Origin of the sequence: Enterococcus sp. LX10, assembly GCF_023539285.1 — a bacterium.
Taxonomy (GTDB): domain Bacteria; phylum Bacillota; class Bacilli; order Lactobacillales; family Enterococcaceae; genus Enterococcus; species Enterococcus faecalis.
Genome location: NZ_CP092784.1, coordinates 1,397,871 through 1,411,559 on the forward strand (window position 1 = coordinate 1,397,871; position 13,689 = coordinate 1,411,559).

Below are 13,689 nucleotides of genomic sequence, written 5' to 3' on the forward strand. Positions count from 1 at the left end.
TTCAGGTTTTTTTGCTTCATTTCTTTTTGGGAGCAAAGAGCATAAAGTGGAAAAATAATGCGAACAATTGGAACCCAATACCAGTTAAAGTAACACCAGACCAACCATAGTTTTGCCACATTAATGTACCAATCAATGAACCCAGTGAACCGCCGATGAAATAGAAAAACATAAAGACGGTATTGTTACGATTGCTGGCTTCTTCTCCCAAATTTTGGACGCGTGTTTGATTGGCTACTTGCCCAAATTGGGTACCGATATCTAAAACAATAATTGCTAAGATTAGTAAGACCACATGTGTTCCACCTAGAAAAAGTAAGATAAAACTACCGAACTGCATCAACAGGCCAATCAAAACAATCTTCCGTTCTGGATAATAATCGGATAGACGACCAATGATGGGTGCTACGAAAGCTCCCGATAAACCAAAAATTGCTAGAATACCGACTTCTTTCGGTCCCCAATAATAAGCTGGACTACTAACAAAGAAAATTAATGTAGACCAAAAGATTGAAAAGGTTGCAAACATAAAAAAGCCATTGACAGTTGCTTCTCTTAACAAAGGTTGCGATTTGATTAGTTTAGGAAGACTTTTCAAAGAACCTAAATAAGTTAATCGATTTGAAGTTTGAGTATGTATCACTGTTTTGGGTAATTTTAATTGGAGTAGAACGACCAATGCTAACACGAATATTACGGCGATTAGGTACACTGTTCGCCAAGAAGCTGCACTAGCAATGAAACCCGAAATCGTTCGAGACAATAAAATCCCTGTCAATAGTCCGCCAAGCATTCGACCTGTTACTTTACCACGGTTCGCTGGCCCCGCCATGACCGCTGCATAAGGAATAATAATTTGGGCGACAATAGAGAGCAACCCAATAAAAAAAGAAGAGAGTGCAAACAGGAGAAAACTTGGTGCAAAAAACGCAGCACTTAGAGACAGCGAGGAGAGTGCGGCTACTCGAATGATTAATTTGCGGCGATCAACGACATCGCCTAATGGAACAAGAAAAAGTAAGCCTAGCGCATACCCTAATTGGGTCAGCATAGTAACAAAACCAATAGAACCAATACTGACTTGAAAGGCCTGAGCAATTTGGGTGCCAATTGGTTGAATATAATACATATTGGCGACCACGACCCCGCAAGTTAACGCTAATAAAAACGTCACTTGATTTGTTAAACCCGATTGTTGTTTCTTCATCTAACCACCTACATTTCTATGTAATTCATTTTGTAATACAACAACTACTCGGTAATAGTTGTTTTGACTAAAAAAACAGACTTCTCTTATAAAGTTTGTTCAAAAAGTGACAAGTCCATTAAAAAGTTTATCACAATAAATAAAGAAAAGTAAGAGGATAAATAACAAAAATCTCATCAAAATGAAAAGAAGAAGTGGTTGTTTTCACAAGTGTGAAGAGGGTTAATTAAATACAAACAAGATTTCAATTACATTACAGAAATTTTAAAACTCAAAATTTAATACGTTTATTTCTTGTTTCAATAGGAAATTAACGGTAAAATAGAAAAGTGAGACAGTGAGGAGGAAAAATGAATGAGCGAACAGTTAACAAGAAGTAGTAAACATATTCAAAAAGCTCTTAAAAAGCAAAAAGCTTATAAACGTGCTACCGCCGTTGCGGGGACTTCAATGATTTTAGCACCTGTGGTTGGTGCTGCGGTACCTGCCCAAGCAGAATCGAGCCAGCAAGCATTTATTAATGAAATCGGAAATTCAGCAGCAGCCGTTGCCAATAGCAATGATATGTATGCTTCCGTCATGATTGCTCAAGCGTTGCTAGAAAGTAGTTATGGTAGTTCTGGGTTAGCATCTGCACCGAACTATAACTTGTTTGGTGTAAAAGGAAGTTATAATGGACAATCTGTTTATATGCCAACAAAAGAATATTTAGACGGACAATGGGTGACCGTCACAGCAGCATTTAGAAGTTATAATTCTTATGCGGAATCGTTCCAAGATCATGCCAATGTTATTCGTTCCACTGCTTTTGGGGATACATACCATTATTCAGGCGTTTGGAAGAGTAATACTAGCAGTTATCGCGATGCAACAGCCGCTTTAGCTGGAAGTTATGCAACTGATCCAGGCTATGCCGAAAAATTGAATTGGTTAATTGAAGCATATAATTTAACTCAATATGATTGGGGAGCACCAGTCGCTCAAACCACTAGTTATTCAGATACAACGGGAACCGTTGATACAACAATCGATACAGCGGCTTCTGCAACAGCAACAGCAGAAACTGTAGCTAGTCAAAGTTACACTGTCGCAAACGGCGATACATTGTGGGACATTGCTGCACGTTTTGGAACGACAGTTGATAATTTAATGTCACTAAATGGATTAACATTGGATTCTGTTTTATCGGTGGGTCAAACCATCCAAATCGGTTAATTTTGCAATTATTTAGTTGAAGAAAGACCTTACAAAAGCAGTAGTTTTTGTAAGGTCTTTTATCGTGAAAATAGGTAGGGCCAGCAGCAATTATTTGATGAGTATAATCCGTTTTTTTATTTAATTTTTCACAAACTAAAATTCGTTTTTCTGGTAGAAATCGTTTTTTTGAGCTATGCTTAGAGAAAGAATTATTATATTGTTTGTAAAATTGGAGGATGTAGGATTGTGACTAAAGGTTATGTAAAATCAGTAACAGAGTTAATTGGTCAAAGCCCAGTTGTGAAATTAAAACGGATGGTACCAGAAGGAGCTGCAGATGTTTTTGTTAAACTAGAGTTCTTTAATCCTGGTGGCAGTGTGAAAGATCGAATTGCTTTAAGCATGATTCAACAAGCCGAAGCAGATGGTCGCCTAAAACCTGGACAAACGATTATTGAGCCGACTAGTGGTAATACAGGCATTGGGTTAGCAATGGTAGGTGCTGCGTTGGGATATCCAGTTAAGATTGTGATGCCAGATACTATGAGTATTGAACGCCGCAAATTAATGCAAGCATATGGGGCTGATTTATTATTAACCCCTGGTGCCGAAGGAATGAAAGGGGCAATTGCAAAAGCTACAGCATTAGCAGAAGAACACGGGTACTTCATGCCTTTGCAATTTAATAATCCAGCTAATCCAATGGTACATGAACAAAAAACAGGAAAAGAAATTGTTGATGTCTTTGGTAAACGTGGCTTAGATGCGTTTGTTTCTGGTGTTGGCACTGGGGGAACCGTTACAGGAGTTGGCCATGAATTGAAGCGGATTTTTCCAGATATTGAAATTGTTGCAGTAGAACCAACGGAGTCGCCTGTTTTAGAAGGTGGCGAACCAGGTCCACATAAAATCCAAGGAATAGGTGCTGGCTTTGTCCCAGACGTTTTAGACACCACCGTTTATCAAAAAGTTGCCGCCGTTTCTAGTGAAGACGCGTTAGAAACTGCTCGTTTAATGGGGCCAAAAGAAGGCATCCTTGTGGGGATTTCAGCAGGGGCAGCAATTAAAGCTGCCATTGATTTGGCAGTCGAATTAGGCGCAGGCAAACGTGTCTTAGCGTTGGTTCCGGATAACGGTGAACGTTATCTTTCGACAGCTCTTTACGAATTTCCAGAATAAAAAACACGCCAAAAAACGAGCATTTCTCTTAGTTTAGTAAAATGCTCGTTTTTTCCACGAGAATCCTACAATAATTCTTGTCAATCGTAATAAGAAATAGTATTATTTAAGAAAGATAGACAGGGGAGGGATACAAAGATGGACAACGTATTGGTTAAAAATGCACTTGCTGAATTAAAAGAAGCCAATATCCGAATTACTCCGCAACGTTATGCTATCTTGGAATATTTAATCGAAAATCATACACACCCAACAGCTGATGAAATTTATCGCGCACTAGAAGATCATTTTCCAAATATGAGTGTAGCAACGGTTTACAACAATCTACGTTTATTTACTGAAATCGGTTTCGTTCAAGAAATGAGTTATGGCGATGCATCTAGTCGTTTTGATTTTAGTTCGAAGAAACATTATCACGTGATTTGTCAAAAATGTGGTAAAATCGTTGATTTTCATTATCCAGGGTTAGAGGACGTTGAAATGGCCGCTAGTAAATTAACAGGCTTCGAAATTAATGAACATCGTTTAGAATTATATGGATTATGTCCAGATTGCCAACAAGCACAACAGGAGAATGTGTAAAAAATTACATACTGTTAAAAATTTATCAAAAGATAAGTCACTTGTCTAGGCAAATTTCACAAGCGTAAGAGTTTTCACTCTTATGCTTGTTTTTTTGTGTGGTTATTGACTTTTAAATTCTTAAAAACAAAAAATTAACTAGCTATTATTAAGAATTAGCAACAGTTTGTGAATTTTTTTATATGCGATTCACAAGCATAGAACTCGAATAAGCTTGATTCCTCTGATATATTTTAAACAGACAGAGGGAGACGTCACCTCTGCAAAACAAAGATTGTGAAAGAAGGGATTTACAACATGAAAGTCGTAGTCGTAGGATGTACCCATGCTGGAACTTCAGCAGTTAAAAGTATTTTAGCAAATCACCCGGAGGCGGAAGTCACTGTATATGAAAGAAATGACAATATTTCCTTCCTATCTTGCGGAATTGCCTTGTACGTTGGAGGCGTAGTTAAAAATGCTGCTGATTTATTTTATTCAAATCCAGAAGAACTGGCTTCTTTAGGAGCAACAGTGAAGATGGAACACAATGTTGAAGAAATCAACGTGGACGACAAAACTGTTATAGCGAAAAACTTACAAACGGGTGCAACAGAGACCGTTTCTTATGATAAATTAGTAATGACAACTGGTTCTTGGCCAATTATTCCACCAATTCCAGGAATTGATGCTGAAAATATTTTATTATGTAAGAACTATTCACAAGCCAACGTGATCATCGAAAAAGCGAAAGATGCCAAACGTGTCGTTGTCGTTGGTGGCGGTTATATTGGTATTGAATTAGTAGAAGCTTTTGTAGAATCAGGTAAACAAGTTACTTTAGTTGACGGGTTAGACCGCATTTTAAATAAATATTTAGATAAGCCATTCACAGATGTTCTAGAAAAAGAATTAGTTGATCGTGGCGTTAATTTAGCTTTAGGTGAAAATGTCCAACAATTCGTAGCAGATGAGCAAGGAAAAGTAGCAAAAGTCATTACACCAAGTCAAGAATTCGAAGCAGATATGGTGATTATGTGTGTTGGTTTCCGTCCAAATACAGAATTATTAAAAGATAAAGTTGACATGTTACCAAATGGTGCAATCGAAGTCAATGAGTATATGCAAACAAGCAATCCTGATATTTTTGCTGCGGGTGATAGTGCAGTTGTTCACTACAACCCAAGTCAAACAAAAAATTATATCCCATTAGCAACGAATGCTGTTCGTCAAGGTATGCTAGTAGGTCGTAATTTGACTGAACAAAAATTGGCTTATCGTGGCACACAGGGAACTTCTGGCTTATATTTATTCGGTTGGAAAATTGGTTCAACAGGTGTGACAAAAGAAAGTGCCAAATTAAACGGACTAGATGTCGAAGCAACTGTTTTCGAAGATAACTATCGTCCAGAGTTTATGCCAACAACTGAAAAAGTTCTGATGGAATTAGTTTATGAAAAAGGAACACAACGCATTGTTGGTGGTCAATTGATGTCTAAATATGATATCACACAATCTGCCAATACTTTATCATTAGCGGTCCAAAATAAAATGACTGTCGAAGATTTAGCGATTTCTGATTTCTTCTTCCAACCACATTTTGATCGCCCTTGGAACTACTTAAACTTATTAGCCCAAGCCGCTTTAGAAAATATGTAATTAATAATAGAAAAAGGATGAAGAACAGAAGTTCTTCATCCTTTTTGTTAGTCACTAAGCGCTCCAGTTGTTTGGTTCATTAATGCCATTAATTGCTCTTTAGTTGTTCGTTTGATAGAAAGAGGGGGGAGATTATCTAAAGAAAAATAAGCACAATTCGAGGTTTCAATGTTTTTTTCAAAGGGATGATTTTCTAAAATCTCACAAGAAAAGATCATTTTATAGTACTGAAATAGTTGAGGAATGTCTTTTCGTTTATCTGTATCATAAACAGCAAGCAATTCTTTTGCTGTAACAACTAAGCCAGTTTCTTCCAATACTTCTTTTTCAATATTTTCTTTAGGGGAGTAGCCAATTTCGGCATAGCCACCAGGTAATGACCATTCTTTGGTCCGTAAATCTTCAACTAATAAAAAACGATTCTCTTTTTTTATCAAACCGCGAACATCTACTTTCGGTGTTGGATAACCTTCCTCTTTAGTTAAGATTTTTTCTAAGTCGGGCAAGACAGTCGCTTCGTGTCCGGTTGCGCTAATAAGTTGTAACGTAAGTTCCCGTAGTTCTTGGTAACGTTCTTGATCAAAAGCATCTTTCCCGTAAAAAAGACCTGCATCTGCCAATGCTAGCAACCGCTTATAGGTGTTCAGATAATCCATATACGCACGCTCCTCATAGACTTAATACGTTTAGTTTAACAGAAAAAAATAAAGGAAGGGCAGATTAAGTGAAAAAAGGAGTCGGTTTAAGGAAATAATAAAGAATAAATGACTAGCTTACATTTTTAAACTACTTATGCTATTATTTAATAAAAAGGATCGTGTATACAATAATTTTGTTATGTAAACAAAGCAAAAAGATTGACGTCATTCGCTAGACAGGTTAATATCATACTATTCGTTTTTACGAATCATTGGGTTTTAAGCGCCTTGAGGTTTTTCCGACATTATGGGACGCTTGGAATCCTTGTTTAATTTTAATTAAACAGTTGATTTAATCTACAAAGGAGTTTTAGTATGTCAGTATTTATTAGAGAGTGTACCGTCGCAGACGTACCAGAATTAGAGGCCATTTGCCAAGAGACTTTTGCAGATACTTATGGAAATGGCGAAAACGAAGAGGATTTACAGGCACATTATGAGAGGAAATTTAGTCCAGCAGTTTTAGAAAGCGAAATCTTACATAAAGATTCGCAATATTTCTTTGCTTTTTATAATAATGAACTTGCAGGTTATGTGAAATTAAATCACGGTGATGCTCAGATTACCTATCAACATCCACAAGCGTTACAAGTTGAGCGCATTTATATTCGTAAATCTTTTAAGCGTTTAGGCTTAGGCAAACATTTGATTACGAAAGCAATTGAATTAGCAGAAGAAGCAGAAAAAGAGACGGTTTGGTTAGGTGTTTGGGAACATAATCATTCAGCGCAAAAATTTTATCAATCATTAGGCTTCGTCAAAACAGATGAACATGATTTTTATATGGGAAATGAACGTCATACCGATTATACAATGACGAAACAGTTAAAAGAGTCAACGTAAAGCAAAAACAAGGAAACGGACGCAATGAAGCCGACGATTCCTTGTTTTTTTATCTTAAAATTGTGAAGGGGATTTTCCATAATATTTTTTGAATAATTTACTGAAATGATAGGCATCTTCGTAACCAACCGTTTTTGCCACTTCTTTGACACTTAAGGAATCATTTTTCAGCAATTCTTTCGCATGGTTTAAGCGGATTTGAATTAAATAATTGATTGGCCCAACGCCTGTGGCCGCTTTAAAGGTTTTCGACAAATAAGTCGGGGTAACATATAACATTTCTGCTAACTGTTCCAAAGTAATTTCTTCGTCATGGTGCGTTTCCAGATAATAAATCGTATGATTGACTAAATTTCGTTTTCTTTTTTCCGTTTTCGATAGCCGAGTTTCAATTTTATTTTCTTGATCAACTGCTAAGCTTCTTAAAATATAGACCAATAGTTCAATAACTAAAGCTTTAATTTGTAACGCTGATTCAACTTCTTGATGGTTTAATTCATGAACAATTTGCCAAGCTTTTTCTAAAAAAGCACCATGTAAATGACTTAAATCTAATAAAGCTGATTTATTTGGAAATACGTTTCGCGCTAAGCCTTCTAAATAGAGATTTGAAATGCCAATGTGTAGTTGATGTGAGTAAGTTCCTGCTTTTTGTTGCTCACCATGTTCCGTTCGCGGATTAAAAAGAAACACCGTACCAGCAGTGGCATGGTACTGTTGCCCTTGAACAATATATTCAGATTCACCTTCTAAAAGAATAGATATTTCCAGAAATTCATGATGATGACAATTATAAGGGTGGGTCTCTTCGTTCCAAGGATCGAAGGCATATAAAATTTCAGGATTAAACGTTCGACTATTTGTGTAGTTCATAAAAAATCACTCCTACTTGTATCCGCTTTCTATACTATATTGTACATCAAAATATACAAGAATGCCCATTTCTTTTCCTATAAAAAAAAAGTAATCTTATACACGTCCATAAAAACAAGAGAGAGTAGGGGAGAAAATGAATAGTTTTGAATGGATTTGGCAATATGCTAAAAAAAATAAGAATAAGTTACTGCTAGCTGTTATTTTTGTCGTTATTAACGCTATTTTAATTGTTATTATTCCATTGTTATCTGGCAGAATTGTAGACCAAGTAATCAATCAGGGGAAAACTGAAGAGCTTGTCCCAATTCTTGGGATTATGATTGGGGTGACCGTTATTCGGACAGTTGTTCGTTATAGTTATCAAGTCTTGTTTGAATCGGTTGGACAATCTGCGTTATTTGACTTAAGAAAAGATATGTATGTCAAACTTCAAGAATTAGATTTTGATTTCTTTAATCATACACGTGTTGGCGATATTATGGCGCGAATGACAGGGGATACAGACGCTATCCGCCATTTTGTTTCTTGGGTCACTTATAACCTCTTAGAATGTATTTTATGGTTCATCGCAGCCGTGATTGTGATGGGGACGATCAATTGGCAATTGATGCTAGCATTAATTTTAATTACACCTTTGATTTTTCTGTTAACACAAAAAATGTCGAAGGAATCGCATCCGGTATTTTTTGAGATCCGGGAAAGTTTTTCTCGGCTAAATTCGATGGTCGAAGAAAATATTGGTGGAAATCGGGTGGTTAAAGCTTTTTCTCAAGAACCTTATGAAATTGAAAAGTTTAACAAGCACAATGAAGACTATAAAAAATGGAATATGGCTTCTGCAGATGTCTCAAAAAAATATTTACCGTGGTTAGACGGTTTTGCAGGTAGTTTAAATGTTATTGCCTTAGTTCTTGGTGGCCTCTTTGTAATTCAAGGTCGGATGACAATTGGTGATTTAGTTGCCTTTAACGGCTTTCTCTGGATGTTGAACATGCCGATGCGAATGAGTGGCTGGTTGATCAATGATGTGCAACGCTTTACGGCATCGTCCATTAAAATTCGTCAGTTATTAGCAACGAAACCGAAGATTCCCATTGCTCGGGAAAAAGAAGCAGAACCAATCCAAGGTTATGTGACGTTTGATCACGTGTCCTTTCATTTTTCAGATGATCCAGAAACCCCCATTTTATCGGATGTTTCATTTTCAGCAAAACCTGGTGAAACAATTGGTATTTTAGGGGAAACTGGTTCAGGCAAAACCACTTTAGTTAACTTAATCGCTCGGTTCTATGATCCAACAAAAGGCACTGTTTATATTGATGGAAAAGATGCTAAAAGCTATTCTGTTCGTAAATTGCGAGAAAATATCTCCATGGTTATGCAAGATGTCTTTCTTTTTTCCAATACGATAGAAGATAACATTGCTTTTGGTAATACACTGGCTAACTTGGAACAAGTGCAAATGATGGCTGAAATTGCTGATGCCCATAGCTTTATTTCCAGAATGCCCGAAGGTTATGCAACAATTGTTGGTGAACGCGGCGTTGGCCTATCTGGTGGCCAAAAACAGCGGATTTCACTGGCCCGTGCCTTAACCAAAGATCCAGCTATTTTAATTTTAGATGACACAACTTCCGCTGTTGATATGGAAACAGAATCAAAAATTCAAAAAGAACTAGGTCGTTTGACGGAAAAGAAAACGACATTTATTATTGCCCACCGAATTTCTTCTGTGAGAGAGGCCAATTTAATTTTGATGATGGAAAAAGGCCGTGTGGTAGAAAGCGGTACGCATAGCGAATTAGTCGAACAAAGAGGCAAATATTTTGACGTATATCAAAAACAATTAGGTCTGACAAAGGAAGGTGAGTCGCGTGGCTAGAAATACGTTTGATGTAGATGAGACTTTAGAAAAAGAATTTAATTGGTCCCACTATAAACGATTAGGCGCCTATATTAAGCCTTACAAAAAAGCTGTTTTTAAAACATTATTTGTCATCATATTAGCTAATCTGGCAAGTATGTTAGGCCCTTACTTTACTAAAATTGCGATTGACCAAGTAATTCCACAAAAGAATCTCTCGTTACTCTTGATACTAGGAGCTATTTTCCTATTTTCCTTGGTGATTATTGGTTGGTGTATGCGCTATCGGATATATGCCATCACAGAAATTGGACAAGATATTTTAAAAGATATGCGTTTTTCAATTTTTGAGCATCTACAAAAATTACCATTTTCTTACTTTGACAGTCGGCCGCATGGGAAAATCTTAATTCGGGTGGTCAATTACATCAATACGTTAAGTGATTTATTAAGTAACGGATTGATCAATTTAATTTCTGATTTATTTAATGTGATTATTACCTTAATTTTCATGTTATTTATTGATGTGAAATTAACCTTATACAGTTTACTGCTATTGCCTATGTTGTTCGTGATGGTTCTATTTATTCAAGGGAAACAACGGAAAGCTTACCAAGAGCTTAGCAATAAACAATCAAACTTAAATGCCTATATTCATGAAAGTATTTCAGGAATTAAAATTACACAATCTTTTGCACGAGAAGATGAAAATTTCCAGATTTTTAACGAGGTAAGCGAAGAATATCGTCAATCCTTTATGAAAGCTGTGCGTGTCCAGTATTTATTATGGCCAGCAGTGCAAAATATATCCGTCATTACGACTTGTTTTATCTATTTCGTAGGAATCCGTCAATTAGGTGTGTCCGTTACTACTGGGACGCTAATTGCTTTTATCGGTTATATCAATAACTTTTGGAATCCAGTCATCAATATTGGTAACTTCTACAATTCTCTGATTACTGCAACTGCTTATTTGGAAAGGATTTTTGAAACGATGGATGTTGTTCCAGAAATTCAAGATGCGCCGCATGCTATTGCGTTGCCGCCAATTAAAGGAACCGTTGACTTTCAGCATGTTTATTTCCGTTATGAAGAAGGGAAAAATATTTTGACCGATGTTAGTTTTCATATTGAGCCAGGACAAACAATCGCCTTGGTTGGGCCAACAGGTGCGGGTAAAACAACAATCATCAATTTGTTAAGTCGTTTTTATGATGTGAATGAAGGGGCCGTTAAAATTGATGGTTATGATGTTCGCGATGTGACACTCCGTTCGTTAAGGAAACAAATGGGGGTAATGCTTCAAGATACGTTTATTTTTTCAGGAACAATTATTGAAAACATTCGGTACGGAAATTTAGCAGCCACAGAGGAAGAAGTTATCCAAGCCGCAAAAATTGTTCGTGCGCACGACTTTATCAAGGATTTAAAAGATGGCTATGAAACAGTTGTGGAAGAACGGGGGAGTACACTCTCGGCAGGACAACGCCAATTAATTTCATTTGCTCGTGCTTTACTGGCAGATCCCAAAATTTTAATTTTAGACGAAGCAACCTCCAGTATTGATACAAAAACAGAAGAATTGTTACAAGAAGGACTACAACAACTTCTGAAAGGACGGACATCGTTTATTATTGCTCATCGACTTTCTACCATCAAAAATAGCGATAAAATTTTCTATATTGATGGTGGTCGTATTGTGGAAGAAGGATCTCATGATCAACTAATGGCAAAACATGCGTTATATCATCATTTATATCAATCGCAATACGACTTATTAAAGAGTTAGATGATAAAACAGAGAAAATTCTTAGTTGAATCTTTCTCTGTTTTTCTGTATCGTAACCTTAACAAAGGAAAAAATGATGAGGTGCCAAATGAATCGGAATTTTGAAGTAGAATTAACAACATTATGTATGATTAGAAATCAGAAAAATGAAATCCTTGTGCAAGAACGACAAAAAAAGGATTGGCCTGGTTGGACGTTCCCTGGCGGGCATGTTGAAAAAAACGAGGGCATGGAAACAGCCATGGTTCGCGAACTCCTTGAAGAAACAGGATTAGTGCTGAAGCCACAATTAGTAGGTGTTGCAGAATGGCTGAATGATTGTTCGGGTGCGCGGGAATTAGCCACATTATTCATTGCAGAAACAGCGGCTGAACTACCAGAAGAAACGGAACAACCCTTGTTTTGGGTCACTGAAAAAGAATTGCGAGAAGGTCCTTTAGCTGGCAGTTTAGCAGAACTTTTCCCAGTATTTTTTGGCGAAAAGCAATTTTATTTTAAAAATAATACAGCTTAATGATTCAAACCTAAAAGATTAAATCAATCCCACTTATTAAAAGAGAGGAAATCTAAAATTAAACATTGCTATTTATAAGCAATGTTTGCTATTCTTAATAAAAGGGAATTAATTTTTTATATAATGAGGGGGAAAAAGTGTGTTAAAAAGAAAAGTGGGGATTATCGCAGGCGTTTTCTGTTCAGCTTTGTTACTGACAGGCTGTGGCAAAAGCGCGAAAGATGAGTTCATTCAAGGGATCGGCAATCAAAACGCACAAGAATCTGGGGTTTGGGATTTCTCTATGTCAATTAGTGACATGAAATTTTCACAAGAAGATGGTGCACAAACGAATCCTATGATTGGGATGCTCATCACGCAAATCAAAGACGCATCGCTTTCTGGGAAGATTCAAGTAGATGCTAAAAAAGAAAAAGCATTCAACTTAGAGATGAAATTAAAAGCGATGGGCATGGATGTACCGATTTCATTGGTTGGATCATTAGATAACGAGGGCAAAGAGCCAAAACTCTATTTAGCAACAGATATGATGGAATATATTGTCGCTGTCGCAGACTCAATGACTGACGGTGCTATCGATAGTTCTCAGTTAGATACAGAAAAACTAAAAGGAAAATACATTGATCTTTTAGCCATGAACGAGGAAAGTACGAAAGAATGGCAAGATACAATCAAAGAGTATCAAGAATCGGAAAAAGAACGAAAACAGTCTGCTAAGGCATACAAAGAGTTTTTAGAAGGATTAGACAAGGATACGTTCGAGAAAAAAGGGGATACCATTACCCATACGTTTACAAAAAAAGAATTACAAAAGTTAATCAAAATTACGACAGAAACATCTGAGAAAGGTAAAGAACAAGATCCTTTCGAAAAAGTCAAAGATGTTTCTGCCAAAGTTTCCGTTAATACAAAAGAAAATAAAACAAATATGTTGATTAATGTGAAACCGCAACAAGACAAGAACGTTGACATGGGACTTGAATCATTATCTAGTAAAATTAGCATTACACAAAAAGCCAAAAAAGCGATGATTTCAATGCCTAAGAAAGAAAATATTTTATCAGAACAAGAAGTTGAAAAAATTTTTTCCGATAGCACCTCTATGACAGGTCTATCGACAGAAGACACGACTGTTGCAATCAATCAATAACCATGAATTAATGCTTTGTATAACTTGCTGCCTAAATTATGCTAGGTCTTTTTTGAATAAAAAACTGCAGCAAACAATCAAAGAAAATTTAATTAACAAACATAATTTTTATAACGTAAATGACAAAACCAGTCTAGATAACTAAAGACTGG

12 protein-coding genes and 1 pseudogene are annotated in these 13,689 nt (G+C 36.4%); 10 read left to right on the plus strand and 3 right to left on the minus strand.

Translation table 11 applies throughout. The features are described from left to right. Positions 1-16 precede the first annotated feature (16 nt). Positions 17-1,207, minus strand: a complete 1,191-nt coding sequence (locus MKZ30_RS06665) for an MFS transporter (RefSeq protein WP_002357563.1) — start codon at positions 1,205-1,207, stop codon at positions 17-19. Positions 1,208-1,561: 354 nt separating this feature from the next. Here MKZ30_RS06665 and MKZ30_RS06670 point away from each other — a divergent pair, with 354 nt between their 5' ends. The 4 genes from MKZ30_RS06670 to MKZ30_RS06685 all read left to right on the plus strand — a co-directional run bounded on the left by MKZ30_RS06670 (position 1,562) and on the right by MKZ30_RS06685 (position 5,803). Further along, positions 1,562-2,422 (plus strand): glucosaminidase domain-containing protein, encoded by an 861-nt coding sequence (locus MKZ30_RS06670; protein WP_002357562.1) that lies wholly within the window; start codon positions 1,562-1,564, stop codon positions 2,420-2,422. Positions 2,423-2,650: 228 nt separating this feature from the next. Then, on the plus strand, positions 2,651-3,583 hold the full coding sequence (cysK, locus tag MKZ30_RS06675) for a cysteine synthase A (protein ID WP_002366697.1): 933 nt from the start codon (positions 2,651-2,653) through the stop codon (positions 3,581-3,583). A 138-nt stretch (positions 3,584-3,721) separates the two neighbouring features. Further along, positions 3,722-4,165, plus strand: coding sequence for a Fur family transcriptional regulator (locus MKZ30_RS06680; RefSeq protein WP_002357560.1), 444 nt, complete (start codon positions 3,722-3,724; stop codon positions 4,163-4,165). Between the two features lie 297 nt (positions 4,166-4,462). Further along, positions 4,463-5,803 carry an NADH oxidase gene (locus MKZ30_RS06685; protein WP_002357559.1) on the plus strand — a complete coding sequence of 447 codons (1,341 nt, stop codon included), beginning with the start codon at positions 4,463-4,465 and terminating at the stop codon, positions 5,801-5,803. 47 nt (positions 5,804-5,850) lie between these two features. On the opposite strand, the gene MKZ30_RS06690 is transcribed toward MKZ30_RS06685, so the two are convergent. Further along, positions 5,851-6,459 (minus strand): NUDIX hydrolase N-terminal domain-containing protein, encoded by a 609-nt coding sequence (locus tag MKZ30_RS06690; protein WP_010715206.1) that lies wholly within the window; start codon positions 6,457-6,459, stop codon positions 5,851-5,853. Between the two features lie 233 nt (positions 6,460-6,692). Here MKZ30_RS06690 and MKZ30_RS06695 point away from each other — a divergent pair. Next, positions 6,693-6,797, plus strand: a pseudogene (locus tag MKZ30_RS06695) (GNAT family N-acetyltransferase); the annotation flags it as partial. A gap of 19 nt (positions 6,798-6,816) precedes the next feature. Next, positions 6,817-7,344: a GNAT family N-acetyltransferase gene (locus tag MKZ30_RS06700; RefSeq protein ID WP_010715208.1), complete on the plus strand. Its 528-nt coding sequence runs from the start codon at positions 6,817-6,819 to the stop codon at positions 7,342-7,344. Between the two features lie 54 nt (positions 7,345-7,398). Here MKZ30_RS06700 and MKZ30_RS06705 read toward each other — a convergent pair whose 3' ends face one another. Continuing rightward, positions 7,399-8,217, minus strand: coding sequence for a helix-turn-helix transcriptional regulator (locus tag MKZ30_RS06705; RefSeq protein WP_002357554.1), 819 nt, complete (start codon positions 8,215-8,217; stop codon positions 7,399-7,401). A 136-nt stretch (positions 8,218-8,353) separates the two neighbouring features. Here MKZ30_RS06705 and MKZ30_RS06710 point away from each other — a divergent pair, with 136 nt between their 5' ends. From MKZ30_RS06710 to MKZ30_RS06725, 4 genes are all read left to right on the plus strand, one after another. Then, a complete protein-coding gene (locus MKZ30_RS06710) occupies positions 8,354-10,102 on the plus strand; it encodes an ABC transporter ATP-binding protein (RefSeq protein WP_010708179.1) in 1,749 nt (582 codons plus the stop codon). Then, positions 10,095-11,873, plus strand: coding sequence for an ABC transporter ATP-binding protein (locus tag MKZ30_RS06715; protein WP_033601245.1), 1,779 nt, complete (start codon positions 10,095-10,097; stop codon positions 11,871-11,873). Before MKZ30_RS06710 ends, MKZ30_RS06715 begins: the two co-directional genes overlap by 8 nt. An 88-nt stretch (positions 11,874-11,961) precedes the next feature. Further along, a complete protein-coding gene (locus tag MKZ30_RS06720; RefSeq protein WP_002410186.1) occupies positions 11,962-12,387 on the plus strand; it encodes an 8-oxo-dGTP diphosphatase in 426 nt (141 codons plus the stop codon). Between the two features lie 139 nt (positions 12,388-12,526). Continuing rightward, on the plus strand, positions 12,527-13,537 hold the full coding sequence (locus tag MKZ30_RS06725) for a hypothetical protein (RefSeq protein WP_033601244.1): 1,011 nt from the start codon (positions 12,527-12,529) through the stop codon (positions 13,535-13,537). Positions 13,538-13,689 lie beyond the last annotated feature (152 nt).

Coding starts and splice junctions, on each gene's coding strand:
- MKZ30_RS06690 (WP_010715206.1), bottom strand. CDS start 6,459: ATGGATTATCTGAACACCTATAAGCGGTTGCTAGCATTGGCAGATGCA.
- MKZ30_RS06680 (WP_002357560.1), top strand. CDS start 3,722: ATGGACAACGTATTGGTTAAAAATGCACTTGCTGAATTAAAAGAAGCC.
- MKZ30_RS06705 (WP_002357554.1), bottom strand. CDS start 8,217: ATGAACTACACAAATAGTCGAACGTTTAATCCTGAAATTTTATATGCC.
- MKZ30_RS06720 (WP_002410186.1), top strand. CDS start 11,962: ATGAATCGGAATTTTGAAGTAGAATTAACAACATTATGTATGATTAGA.
- MKZ30_RS06665 (WP_002357563.1), bottom strand. CDS start 1,207: ATGAAGAAACAACAATCGGGTTTAACAAATCAAGTGACGTTTTTATTA.
- MKZ30_RS06670 (WP_002357562.1), top strand. CDS start 1,562: ATGAGCGAACAGTTAACAAGAAGTAGTAAACATATTCAAAAAGCTCTT.
- MKZ30_RS06710 (WP_010708179.1), top strand. CDS start 8,354: ATGAATAGTTTTGAATGGATTTGGCAATATGCTAAAAAAAATAAGAAT.
- MKZ30_RS06685 (WP_002357559.1), top strand. CDS start 4,463: ATGAAAGTCGTAGTCGTAGGATGTACCCATGCTGGAACTTCAGCAGTT.
- MKZ30_RS06700 (WP_010715208.1), top strand. CDS start 6,817: ATGTCAGTATTTATTAGAGAGTGTACCGTCGCAGACGTACCAGAATTA.